The organism is Sporolactobacillus terrae, assembly GCF_019930545.1.
Lineage (GTDB): Bacteria > Bacillota > Bacilli > Bacillales > Sporolactobacillaceae > Sporolactobacillus > Sporolactobacillus terrae.
This window is the reverse complement of the sequence record NZ_CP082837.1, coordinates 2,829,241-2,847,425: the sequence shown is the minus strand read 5'-3', so window position 1 is coordinate 2,847,425 and position 18,185 is coordinate 2,829,241. Positions and strand designations below refer to the sequence as shown.

General features: G+C 48.7%; 19 protein-coding genes. All 19 read right to left on the bottom strand.

The genetic code is table 11. The features are described 5' to 3' along the window. Positions 1 to 101: 101 nt before the first annotated feature. The 19 genes from rsmA to K7399_RS13465 all read right to left on the bottom strand — a co-directional run bounded on the left by rsmA (position 102) and on the right by K7399_RS13465 (position 18,174). The gene (gene rsmA, locus K7399_RS13555; RefSeq protein WP_028977034.1) at positions 102 to 977 is read right to left on the bottom strand and encodes a 16S rRNA (adenine(1518)-N(6)/adenine(1519)-N(6))-dimethyltransferase RsmA; all 876 of its coding nucleotides are present in this window, start codon (positions 975 to 977) and stop codon (positions 102 to 104) included. After that, positions 974 to 1,534, bottom strand: a complete 561-nt coding sequence (gene rnmV, locus K7399_RS13550; protein WP_028977035.1) for a ribonuclease M5 — start codon at positions 1,532 to 1,534, stop codon at positions 974 to 976. The genes rsmA and rnmV overlap by 4 nt, the downstream gene beginning before the upstream one ends. 15 nt (positions 1,535 to 1,549) lie before the next feature. Further along, the gene (locus K7399_RS13545; protein WP_028977036.1) at positions 1,550 to 2,335 is read right to left on the bottom strand and encodes a TatD family hydrolase; all 786 of its coding nucleotides are present in this window, start codon (positions 2,333 to 2,335) and stop codon (positions 1,550 to 1,552) included. 338 nt (positions 2,336 to 2,673) lie between these two features. Beyond that, a complete protein-coding gene (gene metG / locus K7399_RS13540; protein WP_028977037.1) occupies positions 2,674 to 4,683 on the bottom strand; it encodes a methionine--tRNA ligase in 2,010 nt (669 codons plus the stop codon). Positions 4,684 to 4,886: 203 nt separating this feature from the next. Further along, positions 4,887 to 5,774: a 16S rRNA (cytidine(1402)-2'-O)-methyltransferase gene (gene rsmI, locus K7399_RS13535; protein ID WP_028977039.1), complete on the bottom strand. Its 888-nt coding sequence runs from the start codon at positions 5,772 to 5,774 to the stop codon at positions 4,887 to 4,889. Continuing rightward, the gene (locus K7399_RS13530; RefSeq protein WP_028977040.1) at positions 5,743 to 6,027 is read right to left on the bottom strand and encodes a GIY-YIG nuclease family protein; all 285 of its coding nucleotides are present in this window, start codon (positions 6,025 to 6,027) and stop codon (positions 5,743 to 5,745) included. Before K7399_RS13530 ends, rsmI begins: the two co-directional genes overlap by 32 nt. After that, positions 6,024 to 6,761: a tRNA1(Val) (adenine(37)-N6)-methyltransferase gene (locus K7399_RS13525; RefSeq protein ID WP_028977041.1), complete on the bottom strand. Its 738-nt coding sequence runs from the start codon at positions 6,759 to 6,761 to the stop codon at positions 6,024 to 6,026. Before K7399_RS13525 ends, K7399_RS13530 begins: the two co-directional genes overlap by 4 nt. Before the next feature lie 33 nt (positions 6,762 to 6,794). After that, on the bottom strand, positions 6,795 to 7,151 hold the full coding sequence (gene yabA, locus K7399_RS13520) for a DNA replication initiation control protein YabA (RefSeq protein WP_028977042.1): 357 nt from the start codon (positions 7,149 to 7,151) through the stop codon (positions 6,795 to 6,797). Between the two features lie 14 nt (positions 7,152 to 7,165). Next, positions 7,166 to 7,996 carry a PSP1 domain-containing protein gene (locus tag K7399_RS13515; protein WP_028977043.1) on the bottom strand — a complete coding sequence of 277 codons (831 nt, stop codon included), beginning with the start codon at positions 7,994 to 7,996 and terminating at the stop codon, positions 7,166 to 7,168. Next, entirely contained in the window at positions 7,997 to 8,992 is a 996-nt protein-coding gene (gene holB / locus K7399_RS13510; RefSeq protein WP_028977044.1) for a DNA polymerase III subunit delta', read from the bottom strand. It abuts the gene before it with no gap. A gap of 93 nt (positions 8,993 to 9,085) precedes the next feature. Continuing rightward, on the bottom strand, positions 9,086 to 9,523 hold the full coding sequence (locus K7399_RS13505) for a YaaR family protein (protein ID WP_028977045.1): 438 nt from the start codon (positions 9,521 to 9,523) through the stop codon (positions 9,086 to 9,088). Positions 9,524 to 9,549: 26 nt separating this feature from the next. Further along, entirely contained in the window at positions 9,550 to 9,879 is a 330-nt protein-coding gene (locus tag K7399_RS13500) for a cyclic-di-AMP receptor (RefSeq protein WP_028977046.1), read from the bottom strand. Positions 9,880 to 9,913: 34 nt separating this feature from the next. Continuing rightward, the gene (gene tmk / locus K7399_RS13495) at positions 9,914 to 10,585 is read right to left on the bottom strand and encodes a dTMP kinase (RefSeq protein WP_028977047.1); all 672 of its coding nucleotides are present in this window, start codon (positions 10,583 to 10,585) and stop codon (positions 9,914 to 9,916) included. A gap of 5 nt (positions 10,586 to 10,590) precedes the next feature. Next, on the bottom strand, positions 10,591 to 12,033 hold the full coding sequence (locus tag K7399_RS13490) for an aminotransferase class I/II-fold pyridoxal phosphate-dependent enzyme (protein WP_028977048.1): 1,443 nt from the start codon (positions 12,031 to 12,033) through the stop codon (positions 10,591 to 10,593). A gap of 113 nt (positions 12,034 to 12,146) precedes the next feature. Continuing rightward, positions 12,147 to 12,311 (bottom strand): hypothetical protein, encoded by a 165-nt coding sequence (locus K7399_RS13485; protein ID WP_156031426.1) that lies wholly within the window; start codon positions 12,309 to 12,311, stop codon positions 12,147 to 12,149. Positions 12,312 to 12,387: 76 nt separating this feature from the next. Beyond that, entirely contained in the window at positions 12,388 to 12,963 is a 576-nt protein-coding gene (locus K7399_RS13480) for a VanZ family protein (RefSeq protein WP_028977049.1), read from the bottom strand. 164 nt (positions 12,964 to 13,127) lie between these two features. Further along, entirely contained in the window at positions 13,128 to 13,775 is a 648-nt protein-coding gene (locus tag K7399_RS13475) for a response regulator transcription factor (RefSeq protein WP_028977050.1), read from the bottom strand. Then, positions 13,772 to 16,141 carry an ATP-binding protein gene (locus K7399_RS13470; protein WP_028977051.1) on the bottom strand — a complete coding sequence of 790 codons (2,370 nt, stop codon included), beginning with the start codon at positions 16,139 to 16,141 and terminating at the stop codon, positions 13,772 to 13,774. Before K7399_RS13470 ends, K7399_RS13475 begins: the two co-directional genes overlap by 4 nt. Next, positions 16,141 to 18,174, bottom strand: a complete 2,034-nt coding sequence (locus tag K7399_RS13465; protein ID WP_028977052.1) for a sensor histidine kinase — start codon at positions 18,172 to 18,174, stop codon at positions 16,141 to 16,143. The genes K7399_RS13470 and K7399_RS13465 overlap by 1 nt, the downstream gene beginning before the upstream one ends. Positions 18,175 to 18,185: the final 11 nt, after the last annotated feature.

Sequence of the window (18,185 nt, the reverse complement as noted above, 5' to 3'; positions counted from 1 at the left end):
GCAAAATCTATACTTTATTTTCCTGCAAAAAAGACGTCTCAAAGTCTACTTTTGACTTTGAGACGTCTTTTAAATCACCCGCTGCAAATGGGGTATAGCGGTTATCCTTTCAGCTTCTGCAATTGACTGCTGAGCGCCGCAAACTCTTCAATCGACAGCGTCTCGCCTCGCCGGCGCGGATCAATCCGTGCCGCCTCCATTGCCGTAAGCAGATCGTTTTTTCGTTCTTTGGACCAAAGATTGTTCATCAAGTTGTTGAGCAGCGTCTTCCTGCGCTGCGCAAAGCTGGCACGCACCACTCTAAAAAAGAATGCTTCATCATCGACGCGAATTTTTTTCTGCGGACGGACGTCCAAGCGAATCACCGCTGAATCAACATTCGGTTGTGGTACGAACACCGTCTTCGGAACCGTCATCACGATTTTCGCCTCAGCAAGATACTGAACGGCAATAGACAATGAACCATAGCTCTTTTCGCCCGGATCGGCCTGCAATCGACTGGCGACCTCTTTTTGAATCATTACAACAATCGTTTTAATGGATAGACCATCCGTGAGCAGCTTCATCAGAATAGGGGTCGTGACGTAATAGGGCAGATTGGCAACAACTGTTACGGACGTTCCCGGCGGGCATTCCTGTGCTAGGATTTGAGCGACATCCAACTCAAGTACATCACCGAAATGGATCGAGACATTATCGAAATCCTGCAGCGTGTCGTTAAGGACCGGCGCCAATCGACGGTCAATTTCCACCGCGATGACCTTTTTGGCACGGCCGGCAAGGACCTGCGTCAGCGCCCCGGCTCCGGGTCCAATTTCGAGGACATAGCTGTTTTCATCGATTGAAGCTGAGGATGCAATATTATTTAGGATGTTCTCATCAATTAAAAAGTTCTGACCAAGACTTTTCTTTAACGTAAACTGATGCTTGCGTATAACGTCCTGCATTCTTTTTGGTGAGGAAATTCTTTTATTCATGATGATTGCTCCTTTGCTCCAATGGCATCCATTGCCTGCTTCAGGTCACGTTCAGAGATTTGGAACATACGCAGCCGCTTGTAGAGCTGCTTGCCGTTGGCGTAGCCGATGTTCAGTTGGTCGCAGAGCTGCTCCCGGATCCTGCGCGATGCTTTGCTGCCAAGCAGGCCTAGGCTTCTCAGTGTTTGCATGCTGATCTGTTCCTCCGGTTCCTCGAATTGCGTGTAAACCTTTGCTAAGGATCGAAGGATCGTGCGCGGAGTCGCATGCTCGATTCCCAGACTCTCGTTTGACCCGCCTTGTCCTTCGGCACGAGTAATGAAGGCATGCTTGCAGCCCGGTACCGCCTGACTGACTATCTTGCGAATCCGTTCTCCGGGGTAATCGGGATCAGTAAAAACGATGACCCCGCGGCGCTTCTGCGCATTTTGAATCGCCCGGATCGTCCGTCTGCTGACGCGTGAGCCGTTCGTTTCAATCGTGTCGGCATCAAGCGCCCGGCGAATGGCTTCGGTATCGCTTCGGCCTTCGACGACAATAATTTCTTTCACAATCATAAGTTTTCTCCTTGGTTAACCATTTTCAGAGGATTCATCAATTCGGAAGCAGCGCAATGCGTTTTGCGTCGTTTGCTCTGCAACTTCTTCAAGTGACAGGCCTTTCAACTCGGCAATTTTTTCCGCAACCAGCCGTACTCGCGCCGGTTCATTACGTTTGCCGCGAAACGGATGGGGACTGAGAAACGGACAATCGGTTTCAATCAGCAGACGCTCGATCGGTACTTTAGTTGCCGTTTCGCGCTGCAGCTGTGCATTTTTAAACGTGACCGGCCCGCCAAAGCTAATGTAAAAGTTTAAGCCGATAAACCGTTCTGCCCATGTCCAGTCATCGCTGTAGCAGTGCATCACGCCGCCAATGGTTTCCGCATGCTCTTCACTCAGAATCCGCGCCACATCCTCTGTCGCTTCGCGGCTGTGAATGATAAGCGGCAGGCCGGCATCCTTTGCGAGCCGAATCTGTCTGCGGAAGACGTCATGCTGCACGGATTTCGGTGATTTATCCCAATGATAGTCAAGACCAATTTCACCGAGCGCAACGATTCCCGGATGCGTCAGTCCTCGTTTGATCATCGCGAAATCGGCATCAGTCATATCGATTGCGTCCTCCGGATTCCATCCGATCGCACCATAGATAAACTTATGCTGATCAATGATTGGAAAGACGCGTTCAATCGTTGGCCGATCCACACCGACAACGATCATTCGGCCAACTTCGGCTTGCTGGGCACGCGCAAGGACTTCTGAAAAATCTGCATCAAACGATTCATCATTAATATGTGTATGTGTATCAAAGAGCATGAAGCATCCTCCTCTATGCTTACGCACGGTTATGCTCAGAAAAACCGGGCTGGTTGATCCTTTACTCCCACTCGTGTATGTGGCCAATTCATCCATTTAAGCAGCAGCGCTTCAGCTGCTCACATCAACAAGGCACGCCCCGTGGACATCCGGCGTTTCCTCAGTCACGCAGGGGCATGCGGGGGCTTCTTGACTTGCATCATTCGCCGCAATAATCCAGCACGTTTCGTCCAAAGCTGCGTCTCTGCCGTGCTTTTAAATCGTCTGATTCTACAAAAAAGCGGGATCTGCGCGTGTGTTCGCTCATCTCCCGCTTGCTTTTGTATCCTTATTACAGCTTAGCGAATTTTCGTTCCGTTCGGTAACGGCCCGGACACCGTTGCTACCTTAAGCGTCCCGTTTGCATCGCCTGCAAGCAGCATGCCTTGAGACAACTCGCCTCTCAGTTTGACCGGTTTCAAGTTGGCGATCACAATGATCTTTAAACCAACAAGCTCTTCCGGCTTGTAGAATTCCGCAATACCGGAAACCACCTGGCGCTTTTCATAGCCAAGATCAAGCTGTAGTTTCAACAGCTTGTCGGCGCCCTTAACTTTATCCACCTGCAAGACTTCAGCGACCCTCAGGTCAATCTTTTGAAAATCATCCAGATTAATTTGCGCCGGTGCTTCGGCATTCTTTTTCGCCTTTGATTTGCTTTCTTTGTTGCCGTTCGGTTTTGTATCGGATGCGCCGCGCATTTGCGACTTGATATAAGCAACCTCTTCCTTCAGATCAAGACGCGGGAAGATCGGTTCTCCCTTTTGCACCGTCCACTGGCCCTTGTTTGCGCTCAGATCACGGATTGAATCCCACGCCTGATCTTCAGCTTGAGTCACGCCGAGCTGCGTAAACATTTTCTTCGGGGTCGACGTGAAGAACGGCTGAATCATAATTGCGACCGCGCGAATCGTGTTCACAAGATGCCCGATCACCGAACCCAGCGCCTCTTTCTTCGCTTCATCCTTAGCAAGTACCCAAGGTTGCGTATCATCGATGTATTTATTCGTTTGTCCGACGAGTTTCCAGATTGCCGAAAGCGCAACCGAGAACTGCAGATTTTCCATCTGTTCTTCAACGGTCGCAAGCGTTGTCTCCAGTGCATCCTCAAGGGCTGCATCAAAGTCGGTGACATGACCCGCATAGGCAGGTACTTTCCCGTCAAAGTATTGACCGCACATTGCAACCGTTCGGTTCAACAGGTTGCCGAGATCGTTTGCAAGATCAAAATTAATACGTTCGACAAAAGCTTCCGGTGTGAACATACCATCGGAGCCGAACGGTACTTCGCGCAGCAGATAGTAACGCAGCGCGTCCAGCCCATAACGATCAATCAAAGGTTCCGGATCGACAACATTCCCCTTCGATTTAGACATTTTTCCGTCCTTCATCAACAACCAGCCGTGTCCGTATACTTTCTTAGGCAGCGGAAGACCAAGTGCCATCAGCATGATCGGCCAGTAAATCGTATGGAAGCGAACAATTTCTTTACCCACAAGGTGCACATCGGCCGGCCAGAACTTCTTATAATTGGTGTCGTCTTCTGAACCGTAGCCAAGCGCCGTAATATAGTTGGTCAGTGCATCCAGCCATACATAGACCACATGTTTCGGATTGTTCGGCACCGGGATGCCCCATGAGAAAGAGGTACGTGATACCGCAAGATCCTCCAGCCCCGGCTTGATAAAGTTGTTAATCATTTCATTTTTACGCGATTCCGGCTGAATAAAATCCGGGTGTTCTTCATAGTATTGAAGCAGGCGATCCGCGTATTTGCTCATCTTAAAGAAGTAGCATTCTTCCTTAACCTTTTCAACTTTGTGGCCGCTGTCCGGGCTTTTTCCGCCGATAACTTCGCCTTTTGCGTTCTTTTCAATATCGACCAGCTGCGACTCGGTATAATAAGTTTCGTCAGGAATGCTGTACCAACCTTCGTATTGACCAAGATAAATATCGCCTTGGCGTTCCAGCTGTGCAAAGATTTTCTGAACAACCTTTGTATGACGTTCTTCAGTCGTGCGAATGAAGTCATCATAGGAGATGTCGAGTTTTTTCCAAAGCTGCTTGATTTGGGCAACCATACCATCGACGTATTTGATCGGCGTTACGCCTTTTGCTTTAGCTTTCTCCTCGATCTTCTGTCCATGTTCATCCGTTCCGGTCAAGAACATGACATCATAACCGCGCAGCCGTTTATACCGGCACATCGCGTCTCCGGCCACCGTTGTGTACGCATGACCGATATGTAGTCTACCGCTTGGATAGTATATAGGCGTTGTCAGATAAAAAGATTTACGTTCCTCCGTCATTAGCCCGTGCAGCCTCCTTATTTCTTTCCGTTTCCAAATGATCCCTATCTTTAAAAACTATACGTTTCGCATGTATGAATGTCAAGAAAGTGAATGCCTTGCCCTCATATATTAAAGAATGCGTTTGGCTGTGCTTATTCCAAGCCTTTCCAAGTAGCAAAAGTCTATTCAAAAAGGATCCGCATCCGTCTGCGCATCCCCGTTCATTGCGATTCAATTTGATGGTAAATGCGATAAATATCCCGCTTCGGCTGTGCGCGATCGATCGCCACCTGCTTAATCGCCTCTTTGGCGCGCCAGCCTTTTTCGCGAATATAGTGGTCCACATGGTCCTGAATCGTCAGCGCCGACCACCAAAGTTCTTCCTCACGCGTCTCATCATCACCGCTGCCGTCAACAACAAGGCAAAATTCACCTTTTGGCGCATCACCGCCCGTAAAGAAGTTGATCGCTTCCTCAAGCGTCCCGCGGATAAACGTTTCATAACGCTTCGTCAGCTCGCGAGAAATTGAGATCTGCCGGTTCCCGAACACTTGGCGAAGATCGTTCAACGTATCCTTCACGCGAAACGGCGATTCATAGAAGATCAGCGTATAAGGCACCATCCGCAGCGCATCGAGTACCTGCGCACGCGCTTTGCCCGCTCGCGGGAGAAAACCGTAAAATAAAAAGTGATCGGTGGACAGCCCGGACGCAATCAGTCCGCTCAGTGCTGCATTTGCACCAGGAAGCGGGATGACGCGAATCTGATGCGCGATGCAGGCAGCGGCAAGATCTGCTCCTGGATCGGAAATTCCCGGTGTCCCGGCATCCGTTACAAGGGCAACATTTTTCCCATCTTCAAGCTCGGCAAGCAGCTTGTCCCCACTTGCTTTTTTATTGTGCTCATGATAGCTTACAAGCGGCGTATGGATGTTGAAATGGGTACACAGTTTCATGGTGTGCCGTGTATCCTCGGCAGCAAGAAGATCTGCTGTTTTCAGTACATCAAGCGCTCGGTAAGTGATATCCTCCAGATTGCCAATCGGCGTCGGGACAAGAAACAAACATCCTTTTCCATTATCGCTTTGAAAACTGCGCTGCTCCCACATCATGTCCGCTCCTTTGAATAAGTGCCAACTTCTCTTGGCGCGTTAACTGTTTGATCGACCATTCGCGACGCAGGGCCGCCGATTTATTCTCCAGTTCTTCCTGATAAACGATGCGCAAGGGCTTATGACTGCGTGTATAGCGCGCCCCTCTGCCGCTGCAATGCAGGGAAAAGCGCTTGGCAACATCAGCCGCATAGCCTGTGTAAAGGCTGCCGTCCGCACATTCTAGAATATAAACACTGTAATGGTTCATTGCTTCTGCCGCACATCCTCTGTATATTGACCTGCTGCATCATAAACAACAATCGGTTTCAGTACCGTAAGCCCGGGCTTCCCGCCCTTCGTTCCTTCCAGCAGCACCATGTTGGCCGGTTTCTGTCTGTGCGGATGTACCCATTGCATTCGTTTCGGTTCGATGCCTTGCGCGCGCATACCGGACATGAGCTCAACCAGCCGCTCCGGACGATGTACGAGCGCCAGCTTCCCACCGGGTTTCAGAAGACGCGCACTGATTTCGAGAACATCGGCAAGTGTGATCAGCAATTCGTGCCGTGCAATCGCCAAATGCCGGTTCAGCTTCATATCGCGCGCCGCATCAACCGTAAAATATGGCGGATTACAAGTAACCACATCACAGCTGCCGCGCCCAATGTGTGCATCGCTATCCTTAGCATCTGCACATAAAAAAGTGACTCGGTCCTCTAAATGATTTAAAACCGCGCCTCGGCGGGCCAACGCGCAAACTTCCGGCTGAATTTCAATGCCGATAATGCGTCCCTTTGTCCGCTGTGATAATAAAAAGGGAATCACACCACCCCCGGCACAAAGATCCACGAGCCGCCCTTTTTGAATGGGAACATAGGCAAAGCGAGCCAGCAGTACAGAATCCAACGAAAAAGGAAAAAGCTCGCTCGATTGAATAATCTTTAGATCGGTATCGAAAAGGCAATCAACCCGCTCATGGTTCTGTTCCTGCTGTTCGTTCATTCATTTCACCCTAATTCCGTTCTTGTTCCTCTTTCATTTTTTATTGAGAAAGGAAAGGCAAAACAAGCAGTCACCATCTTTGCGCACGCTGCCATAATGCAAATTGCAGATATGAAAGCCTTCTTGATAGAGTCGCGCCAGGTTGTCGTATCCTTCGCCGATATCCGGCTCGGAAACGGTGCCTTTCAGTTTCGCCTGATTCTGTGCATCTTGAAAATGCGCCTTTCCGTCCTCAAGGCGCTTTCTCAGATTCTCATTTTCAAGCGTGAGATTCTGGTTTTCTTCAAGTACCGAAGCAAGCTGTGCCTTCAGATTTCCGAAGTCAACATAGATTTGCCCCAGCTGCTCTTCCAAATGACTGACTTGTGAGAAAATGTCCTTCTTCTCCAAGTTCATCCACCCTCTTATTTAGTGGCTTGCGAAGAAATAACCCCTTCTTCAATAAGCTCATCCAATGTATACTCAACAACTTTTTTCTGCTCTTTCAGTTCAACTTGAACCAAATGCTGCAGAATATTTAAACCAACCACTCGACCGGCTCCGTAACTGACTTTAATTACAGAACCAATATCCGGCAACGCTTTTTTCGCAGATTCGTATTGATCATTTTCATACTTTAGGCAACACATCAGCCGTCCACACACCCCGGAGATTTTCGCAGGGTTCAAAGACAAGTTTTGGTCTTTCGCCATTTTAATGGATACAGGTTCAAAGTCCCCCAAAAAAGTCGAGCAGCAAAGCATGCGTCCGCAGGGACCAATCCCCCCCAGCATTTTGGCCTCGTCGCGTACGCCAATCTGACGCAACTCGATTCTTGTCTTGAACACGGATGCCAGATCCTTGACCAATTCGCGAAAATCAACGCGTCCATCGGCAGTAAAGTAAAAGATAATTTTGTTGCGGTCAAATGTATATTCAACATCCACCAGCTTCATTTCTAGGTGGTGGTTGTAGATTTTCTGAAGACAAATATCCATTGCAGCCTGTGCGTCTCCTCTATTCTTTTGCACCTGCTGTTCATCCGATGCCGTTGCAATACGCACGACCTTTTTCAAAGGCAGAACGACATCTTCTTCATCGACTGTTTTTCTTCCGATCACAACGGTTCCGCATTCAATGCCGCGCGTCGTTTCGACAACAACATGAGCATCAACCGGAATGTCTCGTTGATCCGGATCGAAATAGTAGATCTTACCGGCTTTCTTAAATCGAATGCCGACAATATCGTAATTCATTTATCGGGTACCTCCTAACCTGATTACCAGCCGTTCCATCACACTTACACCGTTGACATGCGCATCCAATTGTTTACGCGCGTCAAGAATAAGCGACATCGCTTGAACGGCCTGATTCGATGAAAACGAGAGCATTTGCTCTTTTAATCGATCCATCTGATCTTCATAGACAATTTCTTCTCGTCGATTTAAGTGCAACGAAAGCAAATCTCTGTACCAGTAAAGCATCAAGTCCAAACCGACCGTCATTTTCTGATTATCATCAAAGTTGGGAGCGAATTTTTCATAAATATAGAGTTGTGCCGCCTCCAAGGACTCGCACAATCCTTTTAGTAATTGTAACACTTGAGAACGCGCCTCGGCAAACCATTCCTCTTTGCAGAGACGTACTGCTTCTTCATAATCATGTGTAAGCGCAACTGCTGGTTTGAGGAGCGGCTTCGGCAATCCTTGTTCGTCCATGCGTCGACTAATTGCGTGATCAGATAAAGGCACAAAGGCAAGCACCTGGCAGCGGGAAATAATGGTATCGAGCAGCTGGTGAATCTGTTCGGTAATAAGAAGGGCAAGTGTCCCGGAATGCGGCTCTTCGATAAACTTGAGTAAGCTGTTTTCAGCCTGTGCCGTCATCTTTTCCGCTTGCTCAATGATAAATACTTTGCGCCCAGATTCAACGCCGCGGTAAGCGAACTCCTTCATCAAATAAGCAATCTGCTCTTTTTTAATCGATGCGGCTCCTTCTTCCGGGGCCACCCAGATCACATCAGGATGGTTGCCGGATGCAATCCGCCGGCAGTTCCTGCATGTCAGGCACGGCCCTAGATCAGTCGGCTGCTCGCAAAACAAGGTTTGTGTCACAAGCATGGCCGTCTCATGCTTTCCGGTTCCCGCTGGGCCTTCAAGCAAGTAGGCATGTGCCAGTTCTTTTCGATCAATCGCATGCCGAAGCACTTTTGCCACTGTTTGCTGCTCTTTGCTTAACTGTTGCCAATCCATGATCTTGCACGCTCACTCTCTGATCTGATTCTTATGTGTTGCGCCGGCATCCCTTTATTGTTGTACGGCTCATCGAAATCCCGTCCTGCTTTTTTAAACATACAGATTAATCAGCATGCCGCGTATCTCATCCAGCTGATCAAGCAAATCCACTTCATCCTTTTGTTTCTCCAACAACTCATTGGTCAGCGTAATCAATTTCTGATTGACGGTCCGAACCAGCGTTTGTTTAGTGCCGCCCTGCTGCCATGAATGTGCCTGCGACGTGCTTAGCCCGCTCTGCACTGCTTCCTGAAGGAATGCTTGAATGTGTTTCTTGTAGAGCTGCAGATCGCGAACCGTGCGCGATACCGACACTCGCTTTGCCTGCTGATCTACCTGATCCAGCAAGGCTTTGAGCGCATCACTTTGCATCGAGCCCTTCTGAGCATTTAATGTGCGGGCAAACGATATCTGCGGCTGGACTGCCGCACGTTCCCGCGGCGCGCGCGGATCGCTGATTCCGGCAGACTGGTTGATTTTAATAGCCATGAATGATATCCTCCCGATACTTCATCCTAAAAATGTTTAAATTGATCGACGTCGAGAACGAAAACCGTTGCACCGCCAACTTCAACCTCAACCGGATGCATCATGTAACCGTCCGTATTCGCGTCTAGCGAAGAGATTGGTGAAATCACCTGATTACGGCTGTGACAATGCTGCTTAATTAAATCCAGTAATTCGTCCACACGCCTGTCTTCGGTACCAATCAAAAAGGTCGTATTGCCGGAACGCAGGAACCCTCCAGTACTTGCCAGTTTCGTCGCATGAAGTTTCGCAGCAACAAGCGCCTGCTGGAGATTTGCACTATCCTTATCCTGAACCACTGCAACAATCAGCTTCATCTGCATCATTCCTTTCGCATGGTCTTAAACCGTATTAATCAAATCGACGGATAAACTGAAAGAAGTCGTCACAAATCATACGGTGTACTTGCTTTTGGTCTTGGGCACCATCAATGAGACGGATCCGTTGTTTATTTTCTTCATAGATAGCGTGAAATCCTTCCCGCACGCGCTGATGATAAGCAAGCGCCCGCATTTCAATTCGATCCAAGTCGGCAGCATCCTTCATCGCGCCCAACTCAGCCACGCCACTGCGCCGTTTCATACGCTGTCTGCCGATCTCCGGTGCAATATCGATCATGTAGGTACGATCCGGAGTCAGTCCGCCAGTTGCAAAATCATTGATCTGTTTGACGGTTGCAACCATCTCACCCAGACCGTACCCCTGATAGGCAATTGAGGCATCGACGAACCGGTCGCACAGAACGATCTTGCCTGCCTTCAGTGCCGGTTGAATTTTCTCAGATACATGCTGACTTCTTGATGCAGCATACAGCAAAATCTCCGTATGATCGGCGAGTTCCGTATGCTCCGGATTCAAGATGATCGAACGAATTGCATCGCCAATCGTTGTTCCACCCGGTTCTCTTGTAAGGATAAAGCTGCGTCCACGCCGCTCCAGTTCTTCGGCAAGCTGGTGGATCTGCGTCGTTTTTCCTGATCCGTCCGGCCCCTCAAATGTAATAAAAAGTCCTTTATCTGTCATCCGTTTCATTCTCCCTCATGCTGATAGATCATTATCCTTCCTTCATTCGTGCTCGCATTTTGGAAGGCCGCCCCCGCCTGCTGCCAATAACGGATCAGCGCTAGACTTCGTTCAGTGATGCGCTCGCCTTCAACAACGATCGGAATGCCGGGCGGGTAGGGAATCACTTGTTCCGCCGCGATCCGACCGACCGCCTCACTTTGCACAACCGATTTGTGGGGCAGTGCTGCCAAATCTCGGTACGAACCCATTAATATGCTGCACTCTGGAAAAGGAGGCAGCTGCCGTTGCTTCGACTGAATCGTTTTCGTGCATGACCGCAAGACCCGTTCAATGCGGCGAACTGCATCCTCATAATTGATTTCATCGGTCAGTCCAAGCACAAGCAGCACGTGATGCGGATCGGCCATCTCCGGATACACGCCGGCATCGAGCAATTTGCGCTGCACGGCAAAACCACTTTCGCTTGTATGCAGACGCAGCACAAGTTTAAACGGATCCATCAAGAAGTCGTTCGGCTGCTCGTGCTCCACAGACAAACCATCAATTTCCTGCAGCTGCTGCGCAAATTCATCACGGTGTGCAAGCATTCTTTTAAACCGGTTTGCACGCAATGTTGCCAGCCAGCAGCGTGCCAAATCTAGCGAAGCCATGATCGGATAAGACGGACTCGAGCTTTGCAGCATTGCCAGCACCGCTTTTACCTTAACACTTGCCACCCGGTTTGAATTGATGTGGAGATAAGCGCCCATCGTCATTGCCGGCAGCATTTTATGCGCCGAATGAACCACAAGATCGGCACCCAAATCCAAGCTGCTCGGTGGAACAGGAGCGCCAAGTTTAAAGTGAGCCCCATGCGCCTCATCCACTAAGACCACTAGTCCTGCTTGGTGCGCTCGGTCAATTAATTGACTGAGCGAGCGCGCGGCTACGCCGTAGTACGTCGGGTACGTCAAAACAAGTGCCGTTGCCTGCGGATAGCGGCCAAGCGCCTCATCCAGCGTCTGCGGATCGATGCCTTGCGCAAATCCTGATTCCTCAGCAACAGCCGGTGCCAAGAATACCGGCCGCACCCCCGCCAGTTTCAACGCGTTAAATACCGACTTATGGCTATCGCGCTGGACAAACACGCGATCTCCCGGCGCACAAGCCGCCAGTATCATTGTTAAGTTGCCTACCGTCGAACCACCAACAAGAAACAAGCTTTCCCGTGTCCCATAATAGTCAGTCAGCAGCTGTTGCGCCTCATCAAGTATACCCTCCGGATGATACAAATCATCCAGATCGGCAACCTCTGTTGCATCGAGTGAAAGCAGCGATGAAAAATAAGGCAACGCTTTTTTTGAAAAAATGAGGCCGTCCTTATGACCCGGGACATGAAACGAGCAGACCTGTGTTCGATGATAGTTCGTTAATCCGTCCAAGACGGGCGTTTTCGTTTGATCCATACTGGAACTTCCTTGACTGTTGATACACTCATTTTAGCATAGACCGGCCATTTTCAACCATGAATAACTTTAGGAAGTCCGCTCACTTGAACAATCAGGCAAGCTTCAGCAATTTATTTCTTACCTAATTTAACAAACAATTCCGTGGCACCAAGGATGAGCAGAGACAGGGCAAAGAGGATCATTGCTGAGGTATGTGAAACCGTTTGATCATTTAAAATCACAAGACTAAAAAGAAAAAGAAGAATACCAATGATAAATCCGGCAGAACGTTTCATAAGAATCAACTCCAAACGGGGAATTTCATCATCTTAGAGGAACTGTGAAGGGTAATCATTAAAAACAGGTTACGTACTATCTGGCCGACAGCGTGTTTACGATACATTCTCGCATCCATGACTTCGTTTCCAGCCAGCAGAACAGCAAAGTACCTAAACTAATGCCGATTCCATTGAGAATCAGCCGGTCAATATCAAAGAGGTGTTTTGGAAATTGAGGGATCGCATTCATGAGAAAAAGGCATAATGCTGACGCAAACGAGGCCGCAAAGCCAACCATCAGAAAACCTGACCAAGACAAGCGTCCGCGCCCAATAAAACCAACAAAGAATACAAAAGGAATTGGAAGGAAAATATGCCACATGATCAGCCAGTGTCCTTGAACACTCTGAAGTTGTGCTGCGATAATTCGAAAGGGTTCAAGATTGATAAGCGGGCTGTCCGGCGCAATAACAGAACGTTCTGCACTGCCCATCGGCTGAATCATAAGCAGAAGCGCAATCATTGCGTAGCCGATCAACAGCGAATAGAAGACCCCGCGATGATAAGTGAGCGTTCGCCGTAAATATTTTTCCCAAAGCAACGTGGCGCCAAGCAACAGACAATAGGTGACAAAAAACTCAGCAATCGTCGGATTGTATAAATCGGTCATCACACCACTCCTCGCGTGTTCTGTTCTTATATCAATCATAATATAAGTTGAACCGCATCACTCCGCATTTCTGATGCGGTTGCACGCACTTTTTCGTGCGGGACCCCGCACAAAACAGAAGAAAACGTTTAATGATCCTTCGCTGTGCCCTTCTCCGACTATGACTAAGCATTCCTCTTTGGGACTCTGATCAATCCTAATTCGTTCACTCGCTCAACCGCTTCAATTCGCGAATGGACGCCTAATTTCTGAAAGATTCCAGTCAAATGTTTTTCAACGGTACGCTGTCCGATGAGCAGCTTACGTGCAATATCACGATTGGTCTCACCACGCATCACACCCGTGAGAATCTCACGCTCTGTCTGATTCAAGTGTACATTCGTACCACTTTTCCGTTCCGTGTCGCGCACATGCAGGCGTTGAAACAGCCATATTGGCAGCAGAACCTCGTCGCGCAACGCCGCATTCAGTGCCGCAATTAGCGAATCAATCGAAGCCGATTTGCTCACAACGCCGGCAATGCCCCGCTCAATCATTGACGCAAACAGCGGCTCAATTTCGGTTTCATAGCCTGTATAAATAATGATTTTTGCATCAGGATCGAGGTCCAAAATCAAATCCGAGGCGGCCATCCCGTCCATATCGGGCATATTCAAATCGATGAGGAAAAGGTCAAAGCGCCTCTCTTTTAATAAGGCCGCAATATTTTTTGCAGAGGGCTGCGATTCGACCTCAAAGCCTGCATTCTGCAGTACAGCTCTTGTTCCACTGGCAACCACTGCATGGTCATCAATAACAAGTACGGATGTCATCTCTGCAACTCCTTTCGTTTGCTTTGGTTTGTGATCGGAAGCTTAATACACAGGGCAAAGCCGCCGCTGACGCTTCCAAGTTCCTGAGTCCCAAATTCCACTGTCCCACCAATCCCTTGTACCCTGCTGACGATACCGGTCAGGCCCATGGTGCTGAAGTAAGGGTCAAGTGCTTTTGGATCGAATCCAATGCCATTATCGCGATAGTTGAGCACGCCGCACGCATCATCAAAAGTAAGTCCCAACCAAACCCGCGAACAATGCGCGTGTTTCATCGCGTTCCCCAGCAATTCCTGCACCGCACGAAACAGGCACAAGGCACTTTGCTTGGACAGATTACATGGCGTTCGGCTAATGGCTGTTTCAAGATAGAAGTCCGCAGACAAGTTTACTCGACGGAACAATGCATCAAGCGCTTTGCTGAGTTCACCATGAAAGATATCCGCAGGGTACATTTCTCGAATCAGTTTACGCATCATATCCGCATTATCAAGAATGCGGTCACGGATCGTATTGATGCGCGAGCGCGTCTCCGGATCATCAATCGTTTTCATTGCTGCATCCATTTCACGAGCAATGGCCAGTTGGTCCTGAATGTTCGTATCATGGATGTCGCGAGATAGATGTGCCCGCTCATTTTCTGAAATAGAGAACAGCCAGCGGTTCATTGAATGAGGAATCTTGGCACGGTCATCTTCAAGATGCTTAAATGCGCGCATCAAGCCTTCCGTTTTATATAGATTATCGACAACAACGCGCGCATAATTAATCAAGGTCTCCAGCCATATCCGTTCGTCCAAGTTCAGCGCACGCCCGGGCTTGACCCATTTTCCAACGAAAATTACCTGTTCGGCGTCGCGCGCTCTCAACACCGCTCTGAATCCTTTCCGGACTGCTTTTCTTACCTCCAGCTCTGCATCTGCTGCGCGAGCAAAACGCAGCAAATCAGGATGAACATGCGCGTTCATTGAGCGGATCTGCCCATCTGCTTTAATGATCACGATCCCCGCATCCTCAACAGGAAGCTCCGATTGAACCGTGTGGCGTAGCATCAAGGCTACATGGCGCAAGGTGTATTCCGTCTTTGAGGTTTGCAAAAAACGATTCAAGGCACGCTGTCTTGCCGCGCGATGCGGATGAAGCATGTCCCTAAGCCGATAATCAATATATTCTTTCACGTAAAGAATAAGCAGGGCCGTAACAAAACAGATCAGACCGAAACGGACAACAGCCTCCGGGCGTTCTGTAAAATGGCGCTGCGTCATGCCAAGAAAAGTGAGCATCATCATTAACGTAATGATAAAGCTCAACGCACAATAGTAGCCGAACTGTCCAATATAAAATGACATATCAATAAATGCGGATGACAAAATCATCGAGCATAAGGTGATCGGCAGAATAATAACAAACGGCGTTGTCCACTCAACTGGGACAAGTGAAGTCCCAATAATCATGTTTGGTACGGCATACAAAGCAATGAACGGAAGCGTTGAAAGTATAAAACCAACAATCAACAGATGAATCACGCGTCCATATTCCGATGCTTTAATTTGTGTATACAACCGCGCTAACTGGATACACAATAACCCGAAAACGAAAACAGAGAAAACTAACTCCTGCTGATAATACGCATTGACCTCGCGTGAGACAAAGAAACAGCTGTTGATGAAGATCATCGATGCACAAAGATACAGGCAGCCGAGCATCCAATTGGAAATCAGATGGAACCCACAAGGCAAGAAATAATCCCTAAGAAAATGAACAAGGAAAACAAGCGTAAACAGGATCGAGAAACTGGTCAGCCTGAGGCTCCAGCTGTCATGCCGTGCATTGGCCGCCATTTCAAATAAAAGCGGACTCAATGTAACCAGTAAAGCGATCAACACATGAACAACCGGTTTGCTCTCTTTGCGCAAGTATAAAAAAAGCACTTCAACAAAACAGGTAACAAAAAATCCAAGTGGAATAACCAAATAAAAAAGCAGCGCCCATTGCGACGAATTATTGTCCACAACCAGAGACCGCGCTGCTCCGTCGCGCTCCAAGGTCATCTCATGCGCAAGACCGATCATATTGAATGTTCTTACATTTCTGTTCTCAAAGGCTGGTTGTCCGTCGATGCTGAGCATTGTATCTCCCGGATGAATGCGCGCAGATTCTCCCCAACTGTATGGAGCAACCTGAGATACGGTCACCTTATTTCCATCTTGAAGCGTGTATACGCCCACATATGGCTGATTTAAAATCACCAGCATAAAATGAATGGCCAGCGTTAATGAGTAACCCATAACGACAAGCAGAAAACCCGAGTGAACCCACCTTTTTCCATTGGCTCGGATCATAGCTTCCGCTGTTCCCTTGAACATCAGGCATAAGCTCCTTTTTTAGTCCATTGAATGCTGATTCTCAAACCGCTCCCGGGCTGTGAATCAATCGCAAGGTGTCCACCCATTCCCTCAACACGTCCGATCATACCTGGGAGACCCATCGTACCGAAGGATTTCCCAATGGCCGACACATTCAATCCGATCCCGTCATCGCTATAAGTGAGCATGAACCGATCATTCTTTTTCATCAGATTCAAGTGAACACAATGTGCCTGCGCATGTTTTTGTGCATTATTCAGCAGTTCTTGTACCACACGGTAGACCGCCATGTCCCATTCATTTTGGAACCCATCCAGCCGATCATCGACATGACCATAAAGCTTAAAGTCAGCACGCAAGTTGACTTTATCAAAGAGCTCCAAAAGTGCTTTTTTCAGTCCTGTCCGATAGATAAATTCTGGATGCAGATCATTAATGACCTGGCGCAGCACATAGACGCCGTCCAACACTTGTTCACGAAAGCCCACCATCAGCGCTTTAGTCTGTGGATCTCGGCTCTCTTTCCCCCAGGCATCAAGCTGTCGGGCAATGTCAAGCTGATCCTGCATGTTTTGGTCATGTAATCGGCGCGACCATTTAAAGCGTTCTCGCTCTGAAATGCGCAACATCATTTTCTTAATCGTCATTGGCACGAAAGCACGCTGAGCCGCGCTTTCTTCCAGATTCTTCATCAAGTCGTTGATATTTGCCCTGTTTTCAATCACGATTTGCGCATAACTGATCAGCGCGGCAAGCCACACCCGTTCGTCAGGATTCAATCGTCGGCGCGGTCGTGTCCATTTTGCAACCAGCACAATTTTCCCCAGTGCACTTTCAGATAATAGAATTCGGAACCCTTCTTGTGTTGCGGTTATTTCGCCCGGGTCGCCACGTGATGCATAGCTGAAGTACGGATTTGTCTCGTCTTCCTTGCCCAACACAAGCAGCTGTGCGCGTTCAACCGGCAAACAGTTCTCCACTTCCCGTTCGATGATCGGTCCGATGTTTTCTAAATCATCATCATTTTCAATCCACTGCAGGAAACGGTTCAAGGCGATTTGCACATCTTGTTGCTTCGCATTTAGCCGCTTCCTTAATGAGTAATCAAGATACTGCTTTATGTACAGCATGAAAAATAAAACAAGGAACATCAAAATTCCGGTAACAAAAACATCAGAGCGATCCGCAACCAAATTTCCCCATGCGGACACATGATAGAATACAATACTGATGAAAACGGAGGGAAGAGCGGCAATCAACGCACAGTAGGATGCGTGCTTCAATGTAAAAGAGAGATCCATGAATCGCTCAGAGCATACAAGATAAGCAAGAAGAAGCGGCAAAAGACCAGGGAAAAGAACCGGCATCGGTATCGATGAGACACCGTTCAGCGTACATACCACCCCAATGAGCGCCGGTGCACAAGAAAACAGCAGTCCGAACAGCAGAACGTGCAGCATCGGCCGATACGCCGCTTCACGACTGACGATCATGACGTGAGCGGACGCGGCAAGAGCCAGCGCCATTAATGCTGCCATAAGCAGTAGCGCTGCCGGTCTCAGCGCTGGGAATCCGGCAATCTGCAGTCCGGCCGCCGTACCGAGTAAACCTAAAGCAGGAGCAGATACAATCCATTTGACCGATTGGGGCAGCCAAACGAGCCCCCAGTAAGATAAATAGTGTTCCAGAATATGCATCAGAAGCAGCAGACTCAAAACGTCCCCAACAAAAGCAGCCGTTTGAAAACCATTGCGCGCTGCGGATGTATCACCAGCTTCTGCCAACTGCCACAATAGGCCGACCAGACATAAGAAACAAATAAGCAGCTGTTCGCCTTTTTTCGAACAATTCGCTAACCACAAAGAGAGGGCTAAGCCAAAACAAACCACGAACGAAACAGCAGGAAGCACAGTTGCAGTGATCAAGCCGCCCGAATGGCTCATCACGGATAAACGAACGGATGCGGCCAGCGAAAGACATAGGCAGCCGAGGAGCAGCCTTCGATTCCACTCATGCATTGATGTGGCCGTCATTACAGCCGCCT